Source organism: Pseudomonas sp. HUK17 (genome assembly GCF_001566765.1).
Genome location: NZ_LSMW01000009.1, coordinates 12,526 through 35,060, shown reverse-complemented (window position 1 = coordinate 35,060; position 22,535 = coordinate 12,526). Strand labels below are relative to the sequence as shown.

At 56.6% G+C, this 22,535-nt stretch carries 27 protein-coding genes and 1 other RNA gene; 13 read left to right on the top strand and 15 right to left on the bottom strand.

What is annotated here, in order from left to right; translation table 11 throughout:
- Positions 1-6: 6 nt before the first annotated feature.
- The 7 genes from AX284_RS05255 to AX284_RS05225 all read right to left on the bottom strand — a co-directional run bounded on the left by AX284_RS05255 (position 7) and on the right by AX284_RS05225 (position 7,524).
- The gene (locus tag AX284_RS05255) at positions 7-2,424 is read right to left on the bottom strand and encodes a TonB-dependent siderophore receptor (RefSeq protein ID WP_068383906.1); all 2,418 of its coding nucleotides are present in this window, start codon (positions 2,422-2,424) and stop codon (positions 7-9) included.
- A gap of 76 nt (positions 2,425-2,500) precedes the next feature.
- Positions 2,501-3,430, bottom strand: coding sequence for a DUF4880 domain-containing protein (locus AX284_RS05250; RefSeq protein ID WP_064308476.1), 930 nt, complete (start codon positions 3,428-3,430; stop codon positions 2,501-2,503).
- On the bottom strand, positions 3,427-3,936 hold the full coding sequence (locus AX284_RS05245; RefSeq protein WP_068383904.1) for a sigma-70 family RNA polymerase sigma factor: 510 nt from the start codon (positions 3,934-3,936) through the stop codon (positions 3,427-3,429). Before AX284_RS05245 ends, AX284_RS05250 begins: the two co-directional genes overlap by 4 nt.
- A gap of 98 nt (positions 3,937-4,034) precedes the next feature.
- Positions 4,035-4,634, bottom strand: coding sequence for a recombination mediator RecR (gene recR, locus AX284_RS05240; protein WP_064308477.1), 600 nt, complete (start codon positions 4,632-4,634; stop codon positions 4,035-4,037).
- 62 nt (positions 4,635-4,696) lie between these two features.
- Complete coding sequence (locus AX284_RS05235) at positions 4,697-5,023, bottom strand: YbaB/EbfC family nucleoid-associated protein (RefSeq protein ID WP_007162246.1); 327 nt, start codon at positions 5,021-5,023, stop codon at positions 4,697-4,699.
- A 33-nt stretch (positions 5,024-5,056) separates the two neighbouring features.
- On the bottom strand, positions 5,057-7,057 hold the full coding sequence (dnaX, locus tag AX284_RS05230; RefSeq protein WP_064308478.1) for a DNA polymerase III subunit gamma/tau: 2,001 nt from the start codon (positions 7,055-7,057) through the stop codon (positions 5,057-5,059).
- Positions 7,058-7,242: 185 nt separating this feature from the next.
- Positions 7,243-7,524, bottom strand: a complete 282-nt coding sequence (locus AX284_RS05225) for a hypothetical protein (RefSeq protein ID WP_064308479.1) — start codon at positions 7,522-7,524, stop codon at positions 7,243-7,245.
- Positions 7,525-7,923: 399 nt separating this feature from the next.
- On the opposite strand from AX284_RS05225, the gene AX284_RS05220 reads away from it, so the two are divergent.
- From AX284_RS05220 to AX284_RS05210, 3 genes are all read left to right on the top strand, one after another.
- Entirely contained in the window at positions 7,924-9,210 is a 1,287-nt protein-coding gene (locus tag AX284_RS05220) for a site-specific integrase (RefSeq protein WP_068383903.1), read from the top strand.
- Positions 9,211-9,478: 268 nt separating this feature from the next.
- The gene (locus AX284_RS05215) at positions 9,479-9,670 is read left to right on the top strand and encodes a hypothetical protein (RefSeq protein ID WP_068383901.1); all 192 of its coding nucleotides are present in this window, start codon (positions 9,479-9,481) and stop codon (positions 9,668-9,670) included.
- Between the two features lie 127 nt (positions 9,671-9,797).
- The gene (locus AX284_RS05210; RefSeq protein ID WP_068383899.1) at positions 9,798-10,367 is read left to right on the top strand and encodes a recombinase family protein; all 570 of its coding nucleotides are present in this window, start codon (positions 9,798-9,800) and stop codon (positions 10,365-10,367) included.
- A gap of 196 nt (positions 10,368-10,563) precedes the next feature.
- On the opposite strand, the gene AX284_RS05205 is transcribed toward AX284_RS05210, so the two are convergent.
- Complete coding sequence (locus tag AX284_RS05205) at positions 10,564-10,845, bottom strand: hypothetical protein (RefSeq protein WP_068383897.1); 282 nt, start codon at positions 10,843-10,845, stop codon at positions 10,564-10,566.
- The gene (locus AX284_RS11945) at positions 10,842-11,003 is read right to left on the bottom strand and encodes a hypothetical protein (protein WP_177329648.1); all 162 of its coding nucleotides are present in this window, start codon (positions 11,001-11,003) and stop codon (positions 10,842-10,844) included. Before AX284_RS11945 ends, AX284_RS05205 begins: the two co-directional genes overlap by 4 nt.
- 117 nt (positions 11,004-11,120) lie before the next feature.
- On the opposite strand from AX284_RS11945, the gene AX284_RS11870 reads away from it, so the two are divergent.
- From AX284_RS11870 to AX284_RS05190, 5 genes are all read left to right on the top strand, one after another.
- Entirely contained in the window at positions 11,121-11,450 is a 330-nt protein-coding gene (locus tag AX284_RS11870; RefSeq protein WP_153015319.1) for a hypothetical protein, read from the top strand.
- 1,383 nt (positions 11,451-12,833) lie between these two features.
- Positions 12,834-13,013, top strand: a complete 180-nt coding sequence (locus AX284_RS11910; RefSeq protein ID WP_160329273.1) for a hypothetical protein — start codon at positions 12,834-12,836, stop codon at positions 13,011-13,013.
- The gene (locus AX284_RS11865) at positions 12,991-13,815 is read left to right on the top strand and encodes a DUF6945 domain-containing protein (RefSeq protein WP_153015318.1); all 825 of its coding nucleotides are present in this window, start codon (positions 12,991-12,993) and stop codon (positions 13,813-13,815) included. Before AX284_RS11910 ends, AX284_RS11865 begins: the two co-directional genes overlap by 23 nt.
- Positions 13,816-13,935: 120 nt before the next feature.
- Entirely contained in the window at positions 13,936-14,466 is a 531-nt protein-coding gene (locus AX284_RS05195) for a hypothetical protein (protein ID WP_068383893.1), read from the top strand.
- Positions 14,463-14,852 carry a hypothetical protein gene (locus AX284_RS05190; RefSeq protein ID WP_068383891.1) on the top strand — a complete coding sequence of 130 codons (390 nt, stop codon included), beginning with the start codon at positions 14,463-14,465 and terminating at the stop codon, positions 14,850-14,852. Before AX284_RS05195 ends, AX284_RS05190 begins: the two co-directional genes overlap by 4 nt.
- A gap of 28 nt (positions 14,853-14,880) precedes the next feature.
- Here AX284_RS05190 and AX284_RS11860 read toward each other — a convergent pair whose 3' ends face one another.
- Positions 14,881-15,288 (bottom strand): hypothetical protein, encoded by a 408-nt coding sequence (locus AX284_RS11860; protein WP_153015317.1) that lies wholly within the window; start codon positions 15,286-15,288, stop codon positions 14,881-14,883.
- 26 nt (positions 15,289-15,314) lie between these two features.
- Between AX284_RS11860 and AX284_RS11905 the strand changes: the two genes are divergently transcribed.
- The 5 genes from AX284_RS11905 to AX284_RS11840 all read left to right on the top strand — a co-directional run bounded on the left by AX284_RS11905 (position 15,315) and on the right by AX284_RS11840 (position 18,419).
- The gene (locus AX284_RS11905) at positions 15,315-17,174 is read left to right on the top strand and encodes a hypothetical protein (protein ID WP_068383889.1); all 1,860 of its coding nucleotides are present in this window, start codon (positions 15,315-15,317) and stop codon (positions 17,172-17,174) included.
- A gap of 61 nt (positions 17,175-17,235) precedes the next feature.
- A complete protein-coding gene (locus AX284_RS11850) occupies positions 17,236-17,535 on the top strand; it encodes a hypothetical protein (protein WP_153015316.1) in 300 nt (99 codons plus the stop codon).
- A 132-nt stretch (positions 17,536-17,667) separates the two neighbouring features.
- Positions 17,668-17,865, top strand: a complete 198-nt coding sequence (locus AX284_RS11845) for a hypothetical protein (RefSeq protein ID WP_153015315.1) — start codon at positions 17,668-17,670, stop codon at positions 17,863-17,865.
- A complete protein-coding gene (locus tag AX284_RS05180) occupies positions 17,862-18,206 on the top strand; it encodes a hypothetical protein (protein WP_068383887.1) in 345 nt (114 codons plus the stop codon). The genes AX284_RS11845 and AX284_RS05180 overlap by 4 nt, the downstream gene beginning before the upstream one ends.
- Before the next feature lie 12 nt (positions 18,207-18,218).
- Positions 18,219-18,419: a hypothetical protein gene (locus tag AX284_RS11840; RefSeq protein WP_153015314.1), complete on the top strand. Its 201-nt coding sequence runs from the start codon at positions 18,219-18,221 to the stop codon at positions 18,417-18,419.
- A gap of 26 nt (positions 18,420-18,445) precedes the next feature.
- Here AX284_RS11840 and AX284_RS05175 read toward each other — a convergent pair whose 3' ends face one another.
- The 5 genes from AX284_RS05175 to AX284_RS05155 all read right to left on the bottom strand — a co-directional run bounded on the left by AX284_RS05175 (position 18,446) and on the right by AX284_RS05155 (position 22,527).
- On the bottom strand, positions 18,446-18,799 hold the full coding sequence (locus tag AX284_RS05175; protein WP_068383885.1) for a hypothetical protein: 354 nt from the start codon (positions 18,797-18,799) through the stop codon (positions 18,446-18,448).
- A 98-nt stretch (positions 18,800-18,897) separates the two neighbouring features.
- Positions 18,898-19,209: a hypothetical protein gene (locus AX284_RS05170; protein ID WP_068384007.1), complete on the bottom strand. Its 312-nt coding sequence runs from the start codon at positions 19,207-19,209 to the stop codon at positions 18,898-18,900.
- 248 nt (positions 19,210-19,457) lie between these two features.
- Positions 19,458-19,554: signal recognition particle sRNA small type (gene ffs / locus AX284_RS05165), an RNA gene on the bottom strand.
- Between the two features lie 88 nt (positions 19,555-19,642).
- On the bottom strand, positions 19,643-21,409 hold the full coding sequence (locus AX284_RS05160) for an ABC transporter ATP-binding protein (protein WP_064308480.1): 1,767 nt from the start codon (positions 21,407-21,409) through the stop codon (positions 19,643-19,645).
- Positions 21,406-22,527, bottom strand: coding sequence for a beta-glucosidase (locus tag AX284_RS05155; RefSeq protein WP_017639611.1), 1,122 nt, complete (start codon positions 22,525-22,527; stop codon positions 21,406-21,408). Before AX284_RS05155 ends, AX284_RS05160 begins: the two co-directional genes overlap by 4 nt.
- Positions 22,528-22,535: the final 8 nt, after the last annotated feature.

Below are 22,535 nucleotides of genomic sequence, written 5' to 3'. Positions count from 1 at the left end.
GAGCGTCTAGAAGTTGTAGCTGACCGTCGCGGTCACGTTACGCTCCTCCCCGAAATAGCAGAAGTCCAGGCTATAGCAGGACGCCACATAGTCCTTGCCCATCAGGTTGTTGGCATTGACCCGTGCCGTGAGCCCCGGCATCCCCAGCCGGGTGAAGTCATAGGCGAGCATGGCATCCACCAGGGTGTAGGCCGGTACCTTACGGGTGTTGGCCTTGTCCGCCCAGCTGGTACCCACGTAGCGCGCCCCGGCGCCGACGCTGAACCCCGCCAGTGGTCCGGCCAGCTCGTACTCACCCCACAGCGACGCCTGGTGGCGTGGCGCCTGGTTCGGGGTGTTGCCCTGGTTGCCATCCAGCGCCTGGGTGTACTCGATGTCGGTGAAGGTGTAGCTGCCCAGCAGCTTGAGGCGCTCGGCCAGCTGCAGATGGCCTTCCAGCTCCAGGCCACGGGAACGGATCTCGCCCACCGAGGAATAGAAGTCTTCCTGCGGCAGCTTGGTCGCCACGTTTTCCTGGGTGATATGGAACAGCGAGGCGGTGTAGAAGCCGGTGCTGCCCGGCGGCTGGTACTTCAGGCCCAGCTCCCACTGCTTGCCCTCGGTGGGCTCCAGGGGATTGCCCGCCGCGTCGTTGTAGGCGTTGGGATTGAAGGACGTGGAATAGCTCAGGTAGGGCGCCAGGCCGTTGTCGAACAGATAGAGTGCCCCGGCCCGCCCGCTGGCCTGGCCGCGACGCGCGCTGCTGCGCGAACCCGCCAGACGATCCTCGATGCCGATCTCCACCCAGTCCTGGCGTAGACCCAGGGAAAAGCGCCAGCGATCCAGCTCGATGAGATCCTGCAGGTAGACGCCGGTCTGCGCCAGCTCGCGGCGGTATTCGGTGCCGGGGGAGAGGGTCACCTGACCGCCGTAGTTCGGCGCGAAGGCGTCCAGCGGATCCGCCGTGCCACTGGGCCAATCCACATGGGTCCAGCGACGCTGGTAGTCCAGCCCGGCGAGCAGGGTGTGCCGACTGCCAGCCCAGTCGAAGTCCGCCTGCACCAGGTTGTCCAGCGTATAGGCGTGCAGGTTCTCGCGGCCGCCAGAGTAATAGCGATTGAGCAGGTTGCTGTCGCCAACATAGCCGTAGCCATAGACCTGCTCCAGCTCGACCCGCGACTTGGCGTAGCGGAAGTTCTGCCGCGCACTCCAGACGTCATTGAACCTGTGCTCGAACTGATAGCCGACCATCTGCTGGGTCCGCTCGAACTTGTCGTGGTCCGGCTCGCCCTCGAAGAAATGGTTGCTGATGTAGCGACCGTTGCGCCGATAGAGACTGCCCTCGGCCGGTACCCCGCTGTGGTAGCCACCGTCCGGGTCCTTTTGCAGATAGGCCTGCAGGGTCAGGGTGGTGTCGTCGCTCAGGTCGATGGCCAGGCTGGGCGCCAGGGCATAGCGCTCTTCTTCCACGTGGTTGAACTGGGTATCGCTGTGCTGGGCGAGGCCCACCAGGCGATAGGCGATACGCCCCTCCTCATCCAGCGGCCCGCCGAAATCGAAACCGGCGCCGCGCTGGCCGAGATTGCCCAGGGTGGCCTGGACCTGGTGATAGGGCTGGTACAGCGGCTTCTTGCTGGTGAGCGCCACCAGGCCGCCCGGCAGACTGCGGCCATAGAGCACCGAGGCCGGTCCCTTCACCACGTCGATGCGCTCGAGAAAGTAGGGATCGACCTGCAGCGAGCTGAAGGTGCCGCTGTCGCCCATGGTCTTGAGGCCGTCGAGAAAGACGTTGTCGACGCTGTTGTCGGCGAAGCCGCGCATCACCACATAGTCATAGCGATTGGACGCGCCGATCTGGCCGGTGAAGATGCCCGGGGTGTACCTCATGGCCTGCTGCACGGTCTTGGCGCCTTGCTCATCGATCTGCTCGCGGGTCACCACCGAAACCGACTGGGAGGTTTCCAGCAGCCCCTTGCTGGTCTTGGTGGCCACGTTGCTATGGGTCGCCAGGTAGCCATCGGTCTCGCCCAGGGCATTGCCCAGGGCGAAGCCGGTCACCGTGGTCTCGCTGAGAGACGTCACCCCGGTCGCGGCCGCCGACTCCAGGCGATAGCTGCCATCGGCCTGACGCACCGCCTGCAGGCCACTGCCCTGGAGGATCTGCTGGAAGCCCTCGGCCGGTGTGTAGCGGCCCTGCAGCCCCGGACTGCGGCGACCCTCCAGCCCCTGGGCGGGGGCCGACAGCAGTACCCCGCTCTGAGCGGCGAAGGTGCTCACTACCGTGGCCAGGCTACCGGCCTCGATGCGGTATTCCTGGGCAATGGCGGCAGCCTGGGCCAGGCCCTGGGGCGCGGCCAGGCTGGTGATACCCAGCGGTACGGTCAGGGCGAAGGCGCGCAGGGCGCGGCGCAGCGGATGCAGGGTGAAACGGGTATGGCGGTGCATGGAGGGCCTCGAAGCGGAGATCGTTTCCCCTAAGCCCCGCGAGAACGTCAAAGGGGAACCGTCGGCGGCAGTTTTTTCAGGCGGGCACGATCTGCACCCACCAGGGCAGGCGTCGCTCCACCCGTACCGGCAGGCTGTCGGCCAGGGCCGCCAGCGCGCGGTCGGTATCCGCGAGGGGATAGCTGCCCACTACCCGCAACGGGGCGACCGTGGCGGTGCAGGTCAACAGGCCCGGGCGATAGCGCCCCAGTTCCGCCACCAGGGCCGCCAGCGACCAGTCGTCCACCACCAGCCGCCCCTGGCGCCAGAGCTGCCGCCCCGGATCGACGCGACCCAACGGCTGCACGGCGGTAGGCGTCAGCAGGGCCTGCCTCCCTTCCGCCAGAGTCTCGGGCCTGGCCTGGCGTGGCAACAGCTGCAGAGCACCGCTGTAGGCCGCGACCTCCAGACCGTGGTCACGCGCGCGGACCGCGCAGCAGCCCACACCGAAGCGCACCCGACCCGCCGTCGCCTCCAGCACCGTGGGCGCGCTTCCGCCGCGGCTTTCGAACAGCGCCTCGCCGCGCAACAGCCGCCAATGGTTTGCCGTCGCCTGTGCCAGCTGGCTGTCGGTGTTGAGCCAGACGCGTACCCCGGCCGCCAGATCGAAGGCGCGGATCTCGCCGACCGCCGTGCTCAGCGCAGGGCCCTGCCCCAGCTGCCAGTCGTCCGGCCGCGTCCAGCCAAGGGCCAGCCCGCCCATTGCCAGTCCCAGCACCTTGAGCGCCCGCCGTCGTCCCAGGGATTCGCGCCGCGCCAGGGCCATCCGGCCCGACGGGGGCAGACCGCTGAAGCGGGCGCTGATCTCCTCCACCCGCGCCCAGGCCACGGCGTGGCGACTATCCGCCTGTAACCAGCGCTCCCAGGCCCGCTCGGTGGCTGGATCCACCTCGTCGGCGGCGAGTTCGGCGAACCAGTTGGCCGCCTCTTCCAGAGGTCCGCCCTGGCTGGGTGTGAGAAGACTCAAGACACCAGTTCCAGGCAATGCAGCATGGCCTGGGCCATGTACTTCTTGACCATCCGCTCCGACACGCTCAGACGCCCTGCGATGACGGCATAGGTGAGCCCTTCCAGTTGCGCCAGCAGAAAGGCCTGGCGCACCCGGCCAGGCAGGCGGTCGAGCAGCGCATCGAGTTCAGTGAGGGTTTCCAGGATCAGGGCCTGGGCTTCCGGCGAAGGCTGTACGGCTTGCGGTCGCGCGGCGAGCGCTTCGAGATAGGCGCGCTCCAGGGCCTGGCGCCGCCAGTGGTTGGCCAGCAATCCCTGGGCGATGGTCGCCAGGAAGGCACGGGGTTCACGCAGCCGTTCCAGCTCTCCTTCCCGGGCCAACAGCCGGACGAAGGTGTCCTGGGCCAGGTCGGCCGCCTGCCCCAGGCAACCCAGCCGCCGCTGCAGCCGCTCGCGCAGCCAGCCGTGGTGGTCCAGGTAGAGGGTCCGGATATGTCCGTGCCGGTCGGACTCGAGCGTCTGCATCACCATCCTCGGAAGCAGCTGACTTCCGATAATGATAATGCTTCTCGATCACAAGATACAGGCCTGTTGCCCTTTCAAGGCGGCGGGATAGCGCAACGCTAGAGCGAGATCGGCTTGCGCCCGGCAAAGGCGTGGGTCAGGGTGCCGCCGTCGACCAGATCCAGTTCGCCGCCCAGGGGTACGCCATGGGCGATCCGGGAGATGGTCAGGCCCTTGGGCGCCAGCAGTTGGGCGATATAGTAGGCGGTCGCCTCGCCTTCAACCGTGGGATTGGTGGCGATGATCATCTCCTGGAACCCCCCTTCGCTAACGCGCCGTTCGAGTTCGGGCACGCCGATGGCGTCCGGGCCCAGGCCGTCGATGGGCGACAGGTGCCCCTTGAGCACGAAGTAGCGTCCGCGATAGCCAGTCTGCTCCACGGCGAAGACATCCATGGGGCCTTCCACCACGCAGAGCAGGCTGTCGTCACGCCGAGTATCGGCACAGAAGCCGCAAATCTGGTCTTCGCTCAGGGTGCGGCAGCGCTGACAGTAACCGACCCCTTCCATGGCGGCGCTGAGGGCAGAGGCCAAGCGCTGGCCACCCTGGCGTTCGCGCTCGAGCAGTTGCAGGGCCATGCGCTGGGCGGACTTCTGGCCGACACCGGGCAGGACCCGGAGCGCATCGATCAATTGGCGAATCAGGGGACTGAAGCTCATGGACTACCGTACTGGAAGGCGGGAGAAACGGGTGTCCGACGGACACCCGCTATTGAAGCGTCTTAGAAAGGCATCTTGAAGCCGGGCGGCAGCTGCATCCCGGAGGTCATGCCGGACATCTTGTCCTGGCTGTTCTGCTCGATCTTGCGCACGGCGTCGTTCACCGCGGCGGCGATCAGGTCTTCGAGGATTTCCTTGTCTTCCTGCATCAGGCTGTCATCCAGGCTGACGCGCTTGACGTCGTGTCGGCCGGTCATGACGACGCTGACCAGGCCGGCGCCGGATTGTCCGGTCACTTCGGCGTTCGCCAGCTCTTCCTGCATCTTCTGCATCTTTTCCTGCATCTGCTGGGCCTGCTTCATCAGGCCGGCCATGCCACCTTTCATCATGTCTGCTACCTCGAACTATGAATGGAAAACCGGTCAGGCTTGGGTGTCGACCGGCTCGATGGTACCCGCGCGCACCGTGGCGGCGAACTGTTGCATCATCTGGCGGATGAGCGGGTCGTCCTGGATGGACTGCTCCGCCTGCCGCTGCCGCTCCGCTCGGCGCCGCGCGGCGGCCTGGGCGGGCGTCTCCTGCTCGGGGGTCTGGATGGTGACCTCGAGCGTGATGGGTCGTCCCTGCTGCTGATTCAGCGCATCGTTGAGCCGGCGCTGCTGGTTGGCGTTGAACAAGGCGCTCTGCGCCGGATCCAGGTGCAGGTGCCAACGATCGCCGTCCACCGCCACCAGGGTGCAGTTGGCCGCGATGCTGGCGGTCAACCCGCCCAGCTTGAGGTCGGGGAACAGCGCCTGCCAGTCGGCCGCGAGGCCCGTGGCCGGCTGCACCGCCGGCGTCGGCGCCGCAGCGATTTCGTCGTCAGCCGGATCGCCAAGGCTGTCGAGATAGTCGTCCAGCCCCACCTCGTAGTAATCCTCGGCTGGCGGCGGCTCTTCGTCACCGTCCAGATCGTCACCGGAGGTGTCCGCGGGCAATTCGGCGATCACCGTGGCTTCAGGGGTCGCCTCGACCTGGGGGGTCGGGAGCACCCTGGGGGCGACCGGCGCGCCAGCCGCTTCGACCGGAGTTTGAGCCGGAGCCGGAGCTGCAGCCGGAGCCGCCTTGACCGCCACGGGTGCAGGATCCTCCCAGGGGAGATCCACCGGCTCTTCTATAGGGGTGGTATTACTGGAGACAGGCGTCGCCGGCACCGGCGCAGGTGCTGCCTCGGGTGGCGACGGGCGTGTAGGCGCAGCCGCTGCCGGAACCGCCGCGGCCACCGGACGGGGGTTGGAGTCAGCCGTGGCCGGGCTGGCTCCCGTCGTCTTTAGTGCTGGTCGCTCGGCCACCACCGCACCGGCGGGCCGAAAGGCCAGCATGCGCAGCAGGACCATCTCGAAGCCGTGGCGCGGATCCGGTGCCAGCGGCAGATCGCGCCGCCCGACCAGACCCAGCTGATAGTAGTACTGGACATCTTCCGCCGGCAGCGTCTGCGCCAGGCTCAGCACCCGCTCGCGATCGCCCTGGCCATTGTCCACGGCATCGGGCAGCACCTGGGCGATGGCCACGCGGTGCAGCACATTGAGCAGCTCGGCCAGCACGCCGCCCCAGTCGGGGCCCTGCTCGGCCAGATGACGAACCGCGTCCAGCACCGCGCGACCGTCACCGTCCAGCAAGGCCTGGAGTACATCGTAGACCTGGCCATGATCGAGGGTACCGAGCATGGCGCGCACGTCGGCGGCCAGCACCTTGCCCTCGCCAAAGGCGATCGCCTGGTCGGTCAGGCTCATGGCATCGCGCATGGAGCCATCGGCCGCACGCCCCAGCAGCCAGAGGGCATCGTCCTCGAAGGGAATGCTTTCCGCCGCGAGCACCTGCTGCAGGTGGGAGACGACCTGCTCCGGCGGCATGTTCTTCAGCGAAAACTGCAGGCAGCGCGAGAGGATGGTGACCGGCAGCTTCTGCGGATCGGTGGTGGCGAGCAGGAACTTAACGTGGGGTGGGGGCTCTTCCAGCGTCTTGAGCAGGGCGTTGAAGCTGTGGGTGGAGAGCATGTGCACCTCGTCGATGAGGTACACCTTGTAGCGACCGCGGGACGGCGCGTACTGCACGTTCTCCAGGAGCTCGCGGGTGTCTTCCACCTTGGTGCGGCTGGCGGCGTCCACCTCGATGAGGTCGACGAAGCGGCCTTCATCGATCTCGCGGCACACCGAGCAGCTGCCACAGGGCGTGGAGCTGATACCGGTCTCGCAATTCAGGCACTTGGCCAGGATCCGCGCGATGGTGGTCTTGCCCACCCCGCGGGTACCGGTGAACAGATAAGCGTGGTGCAGCCGCTCGTTGTCCAGCGCATTGATCAGCGCCTTGAGCACATGGGTCTGGCCGACCATTTCGCGGAATGACCGCGGGCGCCATTTGCGCGCAAGAACCTGGTAACTCATCGAGACCTGATCAGGAGAAGACGTGGGGGGCGCCCATGCTAACGAAGAGGGGCCGCGAATGCATCCCGCGGCGTGGCCTTGGAGCGATGCCGTGCGGGCTGCGGCTACCTCCTACCTCCCTAGATGAAGGCGGCCAAGCGGCTTTTCAAGCGATCAGGAGGGAAAACGGCGGGTAGAAAGCCGTTTCAGGCACGCCGGCAGTGGTCTTCGCCATCGGCCAGGACCACGCTTGCGACATAGGCCGCCAGGGCATCCAGCTGGCCGCGCAGGCGGGTCACGGTGGCGTTCATCTTGAAGGGATTGATCGCCTCTTCGTTGGTCAAGTCGATCCTGATCAGCAGCAGGGGCTCGCTGGGGTGGTAGATCTGTGCGACCAGCGTCGTCTCGGTGCCACGTCGGCAGTCGACACGATAGGGATGGAGGCCATTGCTCAGGGCGCGTCCTGCGCTTTCGAGTCCATTCTTCACAAGAGATCCTTGGACATCTGTCCAGTGGTAAGAGTACGGCACGCATGATGGCACAGAGCTATGAACCAAAACAGTGCATTTCGTCACGAAAGCCCTGTGGCGTGGTTCGCGGAGCGCTGGGAGACAAGGCGGAAAAAGAGGGGGGAAACGCGGAGGAGGAAAAGCATAGGGCAGAAATGGAGGTGGCCCCGCCAGCCACACCCCGGCACACGACATCACCGCTGCGGCTGCTCCCTTCCGGGCCTGACCGGGTAATGTGCAAGCACACCGGTTGATCGTTGAAACGCTCTAGATAGCAGGTTCTGGGCAATTTGGGATTTTACCTCCATTCGATGCTCAACACACGATTCCTGAGGTGGCGGCTTTGTCACACATTGGTGTCACACAGGCCTGTCACACATGTACGTTATTCGCAGAGGTTCTACCTACTACCTCAACGTCCGCATCGGCAATCAGCACTTACGAATCAGCCTAGGGATACAGGAGCGACGAGCAGCAATCTTCAAAGCTACGGCGATAGCTCAGCAGGTCGATGAGCATCGGTCTAAGCACCCGCAAGCCACCTACAGTGAGCTACAGACACTGTGTAGGACTTTGGTGCTGACGGAGAGACTCGAACTCCTGCCCTCCTCTCTTCCTAATCATGTCAGGCCTCCACCACCAGACAGGGCAAACGGACCGCTGCTGAGCAGGCTTGCAAAGGAATACGTAGCTGAAGGGAAGCAAGGAGCTTGGAGGCAAGGACAGATAGCTGACGTTGAACGCACCATCCATGACTTCTTTGCCTTGATGGGTGATATGGAAGCGGAAGCCTTAGATCAGAAACGGGCTAGGACCCTAAAAGAAAGGTTATCCCGCTGCCCTCGGTACTACGGCCTGCGTCCTGAATTCAAAGGCAAGACGCTGCTGGAGATTCTGGAGTCTGGTCATCAGTACGAGACCATCACACCAGTCACCATCAACAACCGGCTACGAAAGCTGACCTCCTGGATGAACTGGTGCGTCTCCAATGGATACCTGCAAGCTAACCCCCTGAGTGGAATGAAGGTAATGGAGGCATCAGCTAAGGATGCACGCCTACCCTTTGATCGACGAGACATCACCAACCTCCTTACCCATAGCTCTCTTACTAAGGAAGCTAGGAAGAATCCCTGGAGGTATTGGCTACCCCTCTTAGCCCGGACCACAGGGGCACGCTTGGAGGAGCTAGCTCAGCTCTACCTTGAGGACATCGTAGAAGAGCAAGGCATCACCTGTATCAAGATCGATGACGCTAGGCCAGACCAGAAGCTCAAGAACCCAGCCAGCCGACGAGTCATCCCTTTGCATCCCGACCTGCTGGAAATGGGGTTACGTGACCACCTAGAAGACTTGAAGCAGGCAGGACAGGAAAGGCTGTGGCCTGAGCTGAAGGCTGTCCGTGGCAGGTATGGTTATGCGGTATCGAAGTGGTTTGGCGTCTACAGGCACAAGCAAGGGATTACCGATCCTCGAAAGACCTTCCATAGCTTCAGGCACTCGTTCATAGACGACATGAGAGAAGCTGGAATCGCCGATAGCCTACTCAAGGACATGGTAGGTCATGGGGATACAGCTGTGACCTTTGCGGTGTATGGGAAGCGACGCTTCATCGAGCAGATGCTTGCAGCAGTGAGCCAGATAAAACTGATCATAAACCCATTATAAACGTTACATTATAACAATTAGGCCCAAGGGCCATTCTGACGCTACCCAGTAAACACGCACCTTGTAGCACGTCTGTGGCCCGATTATCGTTCCCCTTCCCCTATTTGCTAAGCACTGGCAGCTCGATTTCTGCACGCGCTTCACATCCTAACGACCTCCTGAAGCTGCCTGTTATCAAGCTTTACAAAGTCATTACAGTTCCCTGACGACTCTGTATTCAAACGACTGTCTGAAGGCTTGGTCCCAGCAAAATCGTGAGGAGATTGCTATGAAACGTACTACCCCTCTCTGCGAGGTCAGCACGAACAAAGACCTGCTAGAGCAGCAGCTAGCTACGCGGAAAGCCAGCCTGGAACGTGCCAAGGTGGACTTGCATCAGCGCTTCTCCGCCTATGCCAAAGAAAAGGAGTGTGTCACCGCTCTTGAACATGCTCTGGCAAAGGCTCACAGGTTCCTCTAGGGATCATCAATCGACCGTTAAAGGATACCGCTCATCCGATACGTTAACTGGTATCAACAAATAGGCTGAACGACTATTTGATACGCTGGTAAAATGATCCCACCTTTATTGATACCGAGGGATCGAGATGAGCCGTACGTTCCTATATGCCCGCGTCTCCACTGCCGACCAAACCACAGACAACCAATTGCTCGAAGTACAGCAGGCAGGTTTCGCGGTCGATGCTCGCAGGGTAGTCACTGAGACGGTGTCCGGCTCTACCCAAGCCAGTGAGCGTAAAGGCTTCCAGAAGCTTCTAGAGCGCATGGAGCACGGAGATACGCTGATCGTCACCAAGCTCGACCGTCTAGGCCGTAACGCTATGGACGTACGTAGCACTATTGAAAAGCTGTCAGATGAGGGTATCCGGGTTCATTGTCTGGCCTTGGGCGGAGTAGACCTGACCAGTGCAGCAGGCAAGATGACGATGCAGGTGCTATGTGCGGTGGCTGAGTTCGAACGCGATCTGTTGATCGAGCGCACGCATGCCGGCCTGGAGCGAGCGAAGGCAGAAGGCAAGAAGCTAGGCAGACCTGAAGCTGTAGGCACTACTGAGAAGGTACAGGCAGCTAAGACACGCGGATTGACTCAGAGCCAAGCTGCCAAAGATCTCGGCGTAGGTATCGCAACGGTTAAGCGTCATTGGAACAAAGGCTGACTACTTACATCCCACGCAACGAGCTATAAGGCCCCTTTTTGGGGCTTTGTCATTTCTGGCTACTACGCTACATCCTACCTCCCAGCGTTGCACCAAGAGGTTTGCAGGTAGCCTATAGGTCAATATTTTAACCGTTTAGGTGAAATCGATACTCCTCCGTCAGATTCTACTTAACAGAGGAGCTATATATCTGAACCTAAATAAACTTCTTCTTAAGTAGAGCCCTCATAGCCTCTTTAGCACGTCCGACAAACTCATCTTCCGACTCAGTGTTAAACGGCTCACCTACGGCGGAGCTGAGCTCAGACCTAAATTTCTCGCCTTTAACGAAGCCGCTTACCTCCATAGCAAACTCTGCTGCCTTCTCGCCATTAGCAAGGCTGCTAACAACAACCGCCTCTACTTGCTTAGCAACAACCACCGCAGCGGTTTCTGCTACTTCCGGATAGCGGGCAATAACTTTTACAAGGCTGGTCATACTTTGAAATCCGGATCGCGAGAGTCTTTGTACTGCTTGCGAAAAACAGGCTCAAACGCTTTGATTATCGCTTCTATGATAGAGCTTTTAGTCTTTTCATCAAGCTTTTCCCAGAAGGACCAAAGCATAGAAAAGATAGATACAATTTTTTCCAACATAACGCACCTCCTTTATGCAGTACACTTGTATCGGCAGCGCATTGAAATTCTTTAGCGCAGAACGTGGCATGGTGCACTAGACTGTTCAGAGGCTACGATAGCTTAAAGGAAAAATCGATGAACACAGCGATAACGTTAATCATCCTGCTAATATTTTTTCTCATTCCTGCTCCTTTTGTATGGTGGGTCAGAAAGAAAGAAATTAAAATTAAAGAAGCCCGGCTGACAGCATATGTATCCGACCTTAAATTAATAGAAAAGTATGAAACGAAGACAACAGCGGAGCTATTGATAGAACGGCATAATCTAAGAGAGTCAACCCTACGCAAGCCAAATGAACAGGTTACCTTTAGTGCAAAGAACACTGAAATTGAAATATTGATTCAAGCGATTGACGAAGTATTATGGTCCAGAGGTCTCCACGTAGGGAAACACTATTACAAATGATACCGTTCGTCGGATGGTATGTAGCCTGTAAATGGTTAATATCGCTACAACCCTTGTTATTACTGCATTCCTGTATATTTTCTATATTTAATGTATGTAAAATAAGTTGTTCAGTATATTGACAAAAATGGGGGGTGTTATGCTATTATTTAATTATAAGAGATGCAAATTTAGAGCGCAGCCAGCTTAATAGCTAATCTCTTACACGCCTTTGAGATAAATCCCATAGCTGGATTTAAGCGCCTCTTGATATAATTAACTTATTACATTGATGAGTACCCCAGCCCACGCGTTGGGTTTTCGTGTCTCCGCAACTCAGGCTTGGATGTTGCCGTTGTAAACATCTCGTGGTGAGGCTTCTGCTCTCCCCCGCTCGCTTACCTCTACGATGTTCTCTGACTTGTCCTCACCTCTAACCGGGTTCTTCAGCAAGCTCATCCAGCGGAATGAAGTAAAGAATCGTGTGAGCAGCTAACTACGTTGCCAAACATCAACGGGAGTTAGCACCTTTTATACTCCAAGCACTCTCCTCCTGTGCACCTCGGCAGTTAGTGAACTTTCCCTACTGCCTTTTTTTTATTCTTCACACCCTTGCTGGTTTACATCAACAGCGAGGGTTTTTATTGCTCTAATTTTGTTATTCATTCGAAAAGGTAAAACAAAAATGCAAATCATAAAACCTTGTGAGTGGTGTTCTTCCCCTATGACCACCACTCGAAGCAGTAAAAGATTGTGTTCCACCAAATGTCATTCAGCCTTTCACAGGTGGAGGTGCAAACACTTCCCAGGACAAGGCCCTGAACACGGATTCAAGATGTTAAAACAAAAGAAAGAGGTAAACACCAATGAGTAAAGACAGCACATAAGCTTAAAATCTAGCAATCTTCAATATCTCAATCACTTAGCACAGGAGAACAGGCTAAGCGCCAGCGACATGCTCAACCTGATCTTAAACAGGCTACGGGATGCGGAGCTATATGAGCTACTGAGCAGAATTGGTTAGTCCCTTTGAGGTATCTACCTTGGTCCCTTTTAGGACTAATGTAGGTCCCTTTGAGGTACCGTATATAGATAGAGAGATAAATAGAAATATAGATAGATTTTAAAAGAAGGAGAAATAAATGATCAAAATTAATAACTACTAAGTCCTGCTTTGACTCGACTCCGTCTCGACACGCAGAACTTTAAATACAAGAGCATAAAAGCAAAGAACGTTCTTTGTAATCCTATATTCTTATCCGTGCTAATTCTTACTTTGGTGCTGGCTTTGAGTGTTAGGGCTTTTCGTCCTTTATCATTGTTTGTGTGTTGATGATCGTAAGATCAATAAGATTGAATGATGTTAGTCCCAAAAAGGACCTACATTAACTTAAGAGGTGTTGTATGAAGATCGGGCTTAACGACCGTAGCGCTCAAGAGCTGATCGCACTGATTGAGCATAACGGAAACTGTTCACCTAAACACGTGGTACAGCTTCTAATTACGAAAGCTTATAAAGAAATGAAATCAACCCAATTCCCAAATGTTGAGGATAACCAAAATGCAGAACCAATCAAACGCTGAACAATTCCTAAAACTACCTTATGATCTACTTGCTGCGAATAGTTTTGTCTCAAGCGCTACCGGTGAGATTGTAGAAATCACGATGCAACAGAAAGTCATCTATTGCTGGATGAAGCAACGGTGTGAATTCTTCACTCGCGAAAAGAAAGAATATTACGACACCCTTGACTCCGTGGCTAATGAACTATCAATCGATCGTAAGACCGTGATGCGAGCTATAACCTTTTTCACTAAGCACGGCGTCCTATTTGCCGAGAAAAGGAAAGCTACAGCAACACGGCAGAAATGGTTCTTCAAGCGCTTTAATAATCTGATGTTAGTGCAGCCTGATAACATCGCTCAGAAGCCCTCTGTAAGCGTGCAGGTTGAACGACCAAAACAAGTTGATAGCCAGGTAGCTCCTACACCTAAAAAGCCTATAAAGGCCGTAGAGAACGTCGTAGAAGAAGAGGATGACTTTGATACTTTGATGGAGTGTGCCGCTGATAACTATAGTAGCTATCAAGAGCCAGTAGAACAGATTCAATACCGAACTGAGCCTGATCGTGATCCTTGGGATTTTGAAGATGATATAGAAGAGCCAGCAAAACAAACTAAAATTATCTTTGAAACTATCGCTCAGTTTATTTCTACTAATTTCAAGCAACTGGAAACGACGGAAGCAATGTACGTATTGGAAGCCAACGGGGTTAAGGATGCTGATAATGTTTTGAAAGGTAACGGAGGCTGTAAGATTTTGGGTGAATGGTTCATCTATGACAGCAAACAAGGTTATTTCACTTCTGATGAATGTCCTTTTTAATCTCTAACTTTCCCTCTGCGTTTCACCCTAACTAAAACCCTAATTCGGTCTAAAAGACTAAATGGTCTGAGGGCACCTTACGGCCTCAATAAACTAAACTTAAATATCTGGAGTATCACCATGTCTTACCAAACCCTTAACTCATTTCGTAGCCAGTTTACCTTCCCTATAAAAACTGAATCCTTTAAATATGACAGCAAAGAGTGTCGCCAGCTAATGGATACTGCTATTGCAGTCTATAGCAACCCAGCCTTTGCTCATAGCAAAGTAAAGCTACACGCCACTACTCTCAACACCTTCTCACAGGGCGTTCTACACCTTGCCTCTGAAGGCTATACCCTGCTTGATACTGAACGCTCCACTAGCTCTGGGAATGGTAGCTACGGTATCAACTTCTTGAAGCCTGCAAGTCTTCAAGGAGACGACAAGAGGTTTATTGAACAGATGATTCAAGATGCTTATGTCGCAGCGGTAGAAGTAAATGCCAAGGCACTACAACAAAAGCTAAAGGCTGATCTATTGGCAGACGAAGCGGCTAAAGAAGCAGAAAAAGTTCACGCGCAACGGGCTAAGAAAGACGCAGAAGCTCAGAAGAAAGCTGTTGAGCAATATGAGCAGATGCTTAAAAACCTAGAGGAACAAGAACAATGAGTATCAAAGAGAAGATTCTGAAAATGAAAACTAAAGAGCACGTGGTGCTAAAGACCAAACCTACCCAAGGGCTGGAGCTTAAGTCTAATCCAGAGACTCTTGCCAAGACTAAGAAGCTGATGGAGCAAGCTGGCATCACAAAAGTTAAAGCAATGTCACCGATGGTTGATGCGTTCCTTGTATCGGCTGACGGTCGTGTCGCCACTACTACCATCAGTTTAGACGTTGCTCCCATTCTCAAAACTGTTGGTGTGACTCTCGTACGGGCAGAAGGCACAACTATGCTGACGTATAAGCTTGCCCAACAGTACGGTAGCAAAGATGTCACCCTGGATCAGATGCTGAAAGACAAAAACTTCAAAGCAGCTTACCAAGCCGTCGAGTAATGACAAAAAGCCATGGACGGCACACTCACTATATTCGACTAGCTCCGCCTAGAACTGCACCACCAATTACGCAAGAAGCAAATGCAGCTATAGATGTAGCGAAGAAACTAAATCCTTGATCAACTGCTATCATTAGCACTACATATGGCGTGACCAAAACATTCAAACAAGAATAAAAGCCTAAAATTCTCAGGCCATCTTCACCTTCGAAATAGCTATGATTAGTCATATAAGTCACGGCCGTGGTTACAACAAACAACGGCGCCCCCATAGCTATAACCATCAAGAGCACTTTCCAGCTATCTAGCTCTGTGAATACTTCCATATGGAAAACCATTGAATAGGCTGTCCCAGGTGCTAGCAATGTTAAAACAAACATCAGATAGAAAGCAGTGTCAGTAATTTTCGTATTTTTCAGATCTTCAAAAATGCTCACTTAAACCTCAATTCAGAGTAAATTTTATGTCAGAAACAAAAATAGCAAGCTTTTATAGCGAGCTAAACATCAAAGTCAACAAAGCTCAGCTACGCCAAGCAGAACAGGCAATACAACGGCTCGAAGCCATGATGCTGAAGCTAAAGGAGCAGTTTGGCAAAAGCCTCGTTGTGATGCCAAAGGTTCAATTTAACAGCCTTCAATTTCAAAAGCAGATCCAGAAAAGCTTAAACCAGGTTAGCCGGCTCACCGAGTTCAAGCTTGATCGGTTTAGGATCGATAATGCTCAGCTCAACCGTAGCCTTCAATCTGCCGTTCAACGTGCCCAATTCAGCGCTAACAGCATCAAGATTAAAGCCATAGTAGAACGTAGCCCTCTATCCCAATCAATGCGTGCCACTGCTCGCCAGGGTGAGGCCATCGCTGAGGGTAACAGTGGTGCTGGTGGTGTTGCTGGGATGGTTGCAGCCAGTCGAGCAGGTTTGGCGGGACTAGCCGGGTATGCGGGTTACTCCTCGATCCAGGCCCTAAACGGTCAGATCAACAGCGTACAGGATCGCGTCATCCGCACCGATACGGCCCGTATGCTTCTGGGACAGTCTGTGGGGGGCTCAGACGAGCGTAAATCAAACGCTATGGACTACTACCGCCGTACCACGAACAAGTACGGTACGGACGCTGAAGGCGGTATCAGGGACTTCAACAGCCTCCTCGTTAACCAACGTATGGCAGGCACCTCTACTCGCGACGCTCTACGGAATTGGGAGTTGATCCAGCAGCGGGCTACCTTCGCTCACCTCGGGGCAGATCAACAGCAACGATTCATCCGCCAGCTATTGCAAATCCAGGGCAAGAACCAGGTGACCCAGGAGGACCTGTCCACCATTGCTGACAGTGATAGCGGCTTTAAGTCCACCCTGATCGAGTCCTACGCCAAGGGCAAGGGATGGGGCGGCACCATGCAGGACTGGAGCATTAAGTACGCCAAGGATCAGCAGAAAGGTTTTGTGAAGTGGGCAGACGTTGTAAACGCCCTCACCCTCTCGGCCCAGCGCAATGCTAAGGCTATCGAGGAGTCATCCGATTCCCTCCGTGCTGACGCTCAACGCACCGCCAACAGCAAGTTTTGGGCTGATATGGAAAGGAACAGCGAGGAGCTGACCAAGACTCTTGAGGATCGGAACAAGGCTGAGCAGGAGCTGTACGCAGCCGCTGTGCCCCTACAGGAGCTGTTCACCCGACTGGTTGAGATTCCTGTGGTGGAGAAGATGACTAGCTTCACCGAGAGCCTGACGGGCTTTGCCAAATGGTACGACAACTACCGCAAGCTTCCAGATGCCAAGCAGACGGATGCAGCTATTGAGGCCGGTAAGGACACTGCAACGTGGATCGGCAAGCGCCTCGCCACTAACAGCGGTCCAGGCTGGGCAATTGATAACAACATCCTTGGTGCTGGTGATGCTTGGGACTCCCTAAAGCGTTTCGTCTTAGGTCCACAGCAAGGCGAGGCCGGTAACAGATGGGTGCCAGACTTCAAGCTCTACCAACCCTCTGCTCTGAAGTATCAGGAACCTATCAACCCGTTCAAGATGCCTGATGCTCTCCCTCCTGCAATGGCCCCTCAGTTCGGTCAGGACCCAAGGGTTAGTACGCCGGACAGTGATCGGATCATGCAGCAGATGACCCAGAGCTATAGTAACAACGACAATCGGCAGATTAACAACAGCGTTAACATCGCTTCCGGTGCTGTAGTAATCAATGGGACAAACCTAAACCCTGATCAGCTTCTTGAACAGATGCAGAGTGGTATTCAGGACATTGCTCGCCGCACTCAATCTAACGTTCTTGAAGACACGCGCTATCAATATCCATCTGTAGGACGTTAACTAAAAACAACTATACAGCGCCCCTTGATTGGGGCGTTCTAATTTCTGAGATATAAAAATAATGAATTATCTAATCATCCATAAATCATCAAATCTTATCACTGGCGCTATAACCACCAGCTTCAAACCCAAGAACAGCACCACTCACAAGCTCATCAAAGTCTCTGATGCTGTCCTCGAAAAATACTATGCACTGAAAGATAAGCTTCTTTCCTCACAAGCTGTTGATGCTGGTGAGCTGGCGAAGGTATCGCCGAGTTTCCATGAGGCTCTTGGTGGTGTCGGAGAGTATCAGGAAGTGAACTATATCCCTCGCTCTCGCACCGCTATTGCTAAGGCTAAAGCAAGACTATCCGTATAACGTCGTAGAGCGGTTTGTAAGGGCTATTTTAGCCTACCCCTATGGCCCCTACAGGGCATCCCTTTTTGCACCTCTACAAACCGCATAAACACTGGTTTAAATCATTCTATTTTGGCAATCCCGAGGCATCACATGCGTGTATTCGTAAATTATGTCGTTCATGGCAAACGAAGTTCGATCCAACTTCCTGAAAAGCTGGTAGCGATCTTTAACCAGCAATATCCCAACAAGAGCATTGGTAGCTTCATCACCACCCTACTCAAGAATGAAAAAGCTGCCCGTATAGGCTCAAGCTTTGTGATGTCCCGCCTGGTAGAGGTGTTGCTATGAAGCTTAGCTTCCAGCACATCTGTGCCTTTACTAACATCGCCCTGATCGGTGCTATCTGCTGGTCAATTAGTCAGAGCACTACGTGGCAACGAGAGTTTAAAGAGAGCATCAATCAGCTAACCCTTGAGACGCAGCGTAACCTAACCGCTATGCAGAGCAGGTTGGAAAACAAGATTAACAACCTGAATGAAAGCTTAGACCAGTACCAGATCAACACTGGTAGGACCTTGCGGAATCTTGAGCAACGTGTTGAAAGTCTTGAACGCAAGCCAACTGTCATCTTTAACGGTCAACAGGGCTTCCGCACTCAGCAACAATCACAACAGAACACCAATCAATAAGGGGATGCGAGGATGTTAAATGAATTGAAATCCAATCTAGGTAACGTAATGCGGGCTTATCAAGCAGAAGGCAAGCAGATTCCAGATGACCTATGGTATCAAGGATGCTTGATTTTTAAGATGGAAGAGGCTGTTAAGGAGGGAGATGAAGAGATGCTTCTATTCTTGATGAATGAGCTTGTGGGTGGTGACGATACAGCGTTCACTGCTTGAGGTAAGGGAGGTGACGAGCCTCCCAATCAAGGCGACCATATCAACGCCTTGCAAAGGTAACCAAGGCATATATGAAGCCAAACAAAACCCATCCCTGCCAAGGAAGCCCCGACAAATAGATAGATAGGGGCCAGCGCATCCAAACCGTAAGCAAGCATTTCCTTGTGCAGAAAAGTAAAATGGAACGTCAGAACGACCCCGAAGAGCAGCGCCGCTCTAAACAGATAGTTCCCTGCCTGCTCATAACTTTTTTTGTAGTCCTCGTTGATATCCGCTTTGGCCGCAGTGTAAGCAAGAGCACTGAAGGCGCCGGCTGCCGTTAAAGCACCAGATAGAACAGCCAAACTGATATCAGATGGCGAACCAAACAAGCCCTTCATAACGAATATTGTTATTGGAAGGAAAAGTATTTGAGGTGCCAGCCAAAGTACTTTTCTGAAAGCACCCTTAACAAACTCGAGTCCACTTTCAAACATTATCAATGGTTAATCAGATACAATACGAAGATTAGCCCAGCAATTACCATGAACGCTCGTAGCTTTAGCTTCTTTTGCTCAGCGACCTCCTTCGCCTCATGCTGATATGCTTCAACATCAGTCATACCTTGAGCTTTATAGCTAAAGAAGCGATTCATATCGCCTTGGATACGATTATTGTGCGACTTATTACTCATAGCTACACAAAACCAAACGATCAGCCACAGTCCACCTGTGATCACAGAGAGGATCAAATGGAGAACGTGGCTTGTGGATTTCTTTTGGCTTTGGAGAAGAAAAAGCTTGTCGCTCATGGTGTCCCTACCCTGTATGAGGTTTCTCAATACAAGAAGGGTAGCCGATTCGTATGACTATGACTCATCCGCCTAGCGGCGACGAACGGCTGTATAAGATGACTTTTGCTTGAGGGAGGTAAAGCAGATAGGATCAGCGCCAAGCGCCCTTCTATGTCACACATGAAGGAGCTAAACGGCTGTCACACAAAGGAATCTAGAGCAGAGAATGTCTAAGTAAAACAATTACTTAGCAGAAATGGAGGTGGCCCCGCCAGCCACACCCCGGCACACGACATCACCGCTGCGGCTGCTCCCTTCCGGGCCTGACCGGGTTCACGGTTGATCGTTGCGGGGGGACCGACAGAGCCACCATAACGCCTCACCCTGAGGTGAGGTGCGTCATTCTACGCGGTTGGGGCGAAGTTGCAAGCCATACAAGGACTTAGGTTCGCTAGGGTGCTGCCTGCAGGTCCCAGAGCGCGGCGAAACTGCCCTCCCCCTCGCGCAGCCGCTGCGGCGGGCCGTCCTCGACGATGACGCCCTGCTCCAGCACCAGGATGCGGTCGAAGCCGGTCAGGGTGGATAGGCGATGGGCCACCGCCACCACGGTGCGGCCCTCCATCAATTCCAACAGTGCCCGCTGGATGACCGTCTCGGAATGGCTGTCTAGCGCCGAGGTGGCTTCGTCGAGGATGAGGATGGGCGCATCCTTGAGAAAGGCCCGGGCGATACCCAGACGCTGGCGCTGACCACCGGAAAGCAGCACGCCGCGCTCGCCAACCGGGGTGTCGTAGCCCAGAGGCAACTCGCGGATGAAGTCGTCGCAATAGGCGTGGCGGGCCGCCGCCTCTACCTCGACGTCGCTGGCTTCCGGACGGCCATAGCGGATGTTCTCGCGAATGCTGCGATTGAACAGCGCGGTCTCCTGGGGCACCACGGCGATGCGCTGGCGCAGGCTGTCCTGACTGACCGTGCGGATGTCCTCGCCATCGATGCAGATCCGTCCCTGCTGGACATCGTCGAGGCGCTGCAACAGCCCGATCAGGGTCGACTTGCCGGCACCCGACGGCCCCACCAGCCCGATCTTCTGGCCGGCCGGCACTTCCAGATCGAAACCCTGGAACACCTGCCGCCCATCGGGATAGCGATAGTTCACGCCCGTAAAGCTCAGGGCGCCGCGCGCCTGGGTCAGGGGCCGCTCGACATCACTCTGGCCGTGGGGCTGGATAAGGATGCGCAGCGTTTCGCCGATGGCGCCCAGTTGCTGAGTGGTGTCCACCAGCGCCAGGGCCAGGTCACGGGAGCCGTGCAGGATGCGAAAGGTCAGGGCACTGACCATGACCACGTCGCCGGCGGTGATGCTGCCGCGGCTCCACAGTGCGATGGCCCAGGCCAGCATACCGCCGGCCATCAGCGACAGGCAGGTGTCATGGAGTACCCGGGCCTGTTCCAGATGCATCCAGCTGCTGCGCTGGGCACGCGCCTCGACGCCGATGGCCTGGGCCAGTCGCTGCACCTCGCGCTCCCGGGCGGAAAAGGCCTTGATGGTCCAGACGTTCTGCACCAGGTCCACCAGCTCGCCGCCGACATGGGCCGACTGGGCGGCGAAGCGCTGGTGCCGCGCCCGCCCGCGAATGCCGAAGGCGGTGATCACTAAGGCCACGATCAGCACGAAGGCCACCAGCGCTCCGGCCATGCGCAGGTCCACGGTGCAGAGCACCACCACCGCGCCGATGAAGTCGACGCAGGGCGGCATGATCTTCCAGGCCAGGCCGCCGTAGATGGCCCCCGCGGCCGCTCCGGTGGCGGAGATGCGATTGCCCAGGGCCCCGGCGAAATGCTGGGAGAAGTAGTGCATCGGATGGCCCGTGAGATAGCGGAACAGATCGACGCGCAGATCGGCGCAGCTGGCCACCACCGTACGGCAACCCAGCCAGCCACCGCTGCGCCAGAACAGGTTCTCCAGCACGATCAGCGAGATGAACAGCCAGAAGGGTCCCCACACCGCCGCCCGGCGAGCCGGATCGGCCATGGCATCGACCAGCAGCTTCATGCCGTATTGCACCGCCACCGCGCAGGTCGCCGCGCCGACCACCAGCAACAGCAGGCCGCCGAAGTGCCAGGGTCGCAGGCGGACATAGCGCCAGAGAAAGCCGCCGACCCGCTCCGGCAGGGGCCATTCGGCGCGCCGCTGCTCGCGGCGCCTGGCTGCGCTCATCGCCCCTCTCCGCCTGCCAGTATCTGGCGTTGGCGCTGCAGGACCTCGGCCAGGGGCTCGTGCAGCGCCCGGCGCCCTGCCCCGTCGGCCATGCCGAACAGCCCGGTGGGACAGAGGCGATCATCGTCCCAGCCGGGATAGTCGAGCACCGGATACAGGCAGATGCCCTGCACCGGCACGCCCTGGCGCAGCGCCCGCCCGACCTGATCGGCGACGTGTTCCAGCCAGGCGGCCCGCGCCGGACCTTCGGCCCCCGTCTCGGCGATCAGCAATGGCCGGCCATAGCGCTGGTGGACTTCGGCCAGCATCCCCTGCAGGGGTCGATAGGCCGGATCGTCCGCCGCCAGGGTACCGCCGTCCAGATACCACTGGTTGTCGGAGTAGTAGTTCAGACCCAGGATGTCCAGGTAATCGGGGCGACCGCCCAGGCCGGGCCACTGACGCCCGCAGAGCAGGTCCCAGGCCTCGAACTGGGCCTGGCGATAGGCCTCCGCGGCCTGGCGCTGCTCGGGGCGGCGCGCGGCGACATGGATGAGCGGATCGATGGCAAGGAACCGCGCCTCGGGCAACTCGTCACGAATCGCCTCGATGGCGGCGATGCTGGCGCGCACCAGTTGATGCTTGAGCTCCTGACCGCGGCCTTGGGCGGTGGGATTGAACAGACCCTGGTCGCCGCCGGCCCAGGCCCAGTAGGAGATCTCGTTGATCGGCGCCAGGCAGGGATGGGTCTCGCCCTCCTCGCGCAGCAGCCGGGCGAAGGCGGCGGCATAGCGGGCGAAGGCATCGACGAAGGCCGGTCGCCAGATATCCAGGTGATCGGGCCAGCCATAGTGACAGAGGTCCCAGATGACCTGGACGTTAGCCGCCCGCGCGGCACGCACCTGCGGCAGGACACTCGACCAGTCATAGCGCTCGGCTTGGGCCTCTACGCGGTGCCAGCGAACGCCGTCGCGCACGGTGCGCAGGCCCTGGGCGGCCACCGCGCGATAGTCTTCCGCGGCCCAGCGATCATGGCCAGTGCTGGCGAGCAGATCCAGGCGTCGGCCATCGGCGCGTCTATGGCTGGAGCATTCGAAGCCGGCCATGAAGAAACTCTGGAAGGGCGAGCGCTCGGCCATCACGTCTT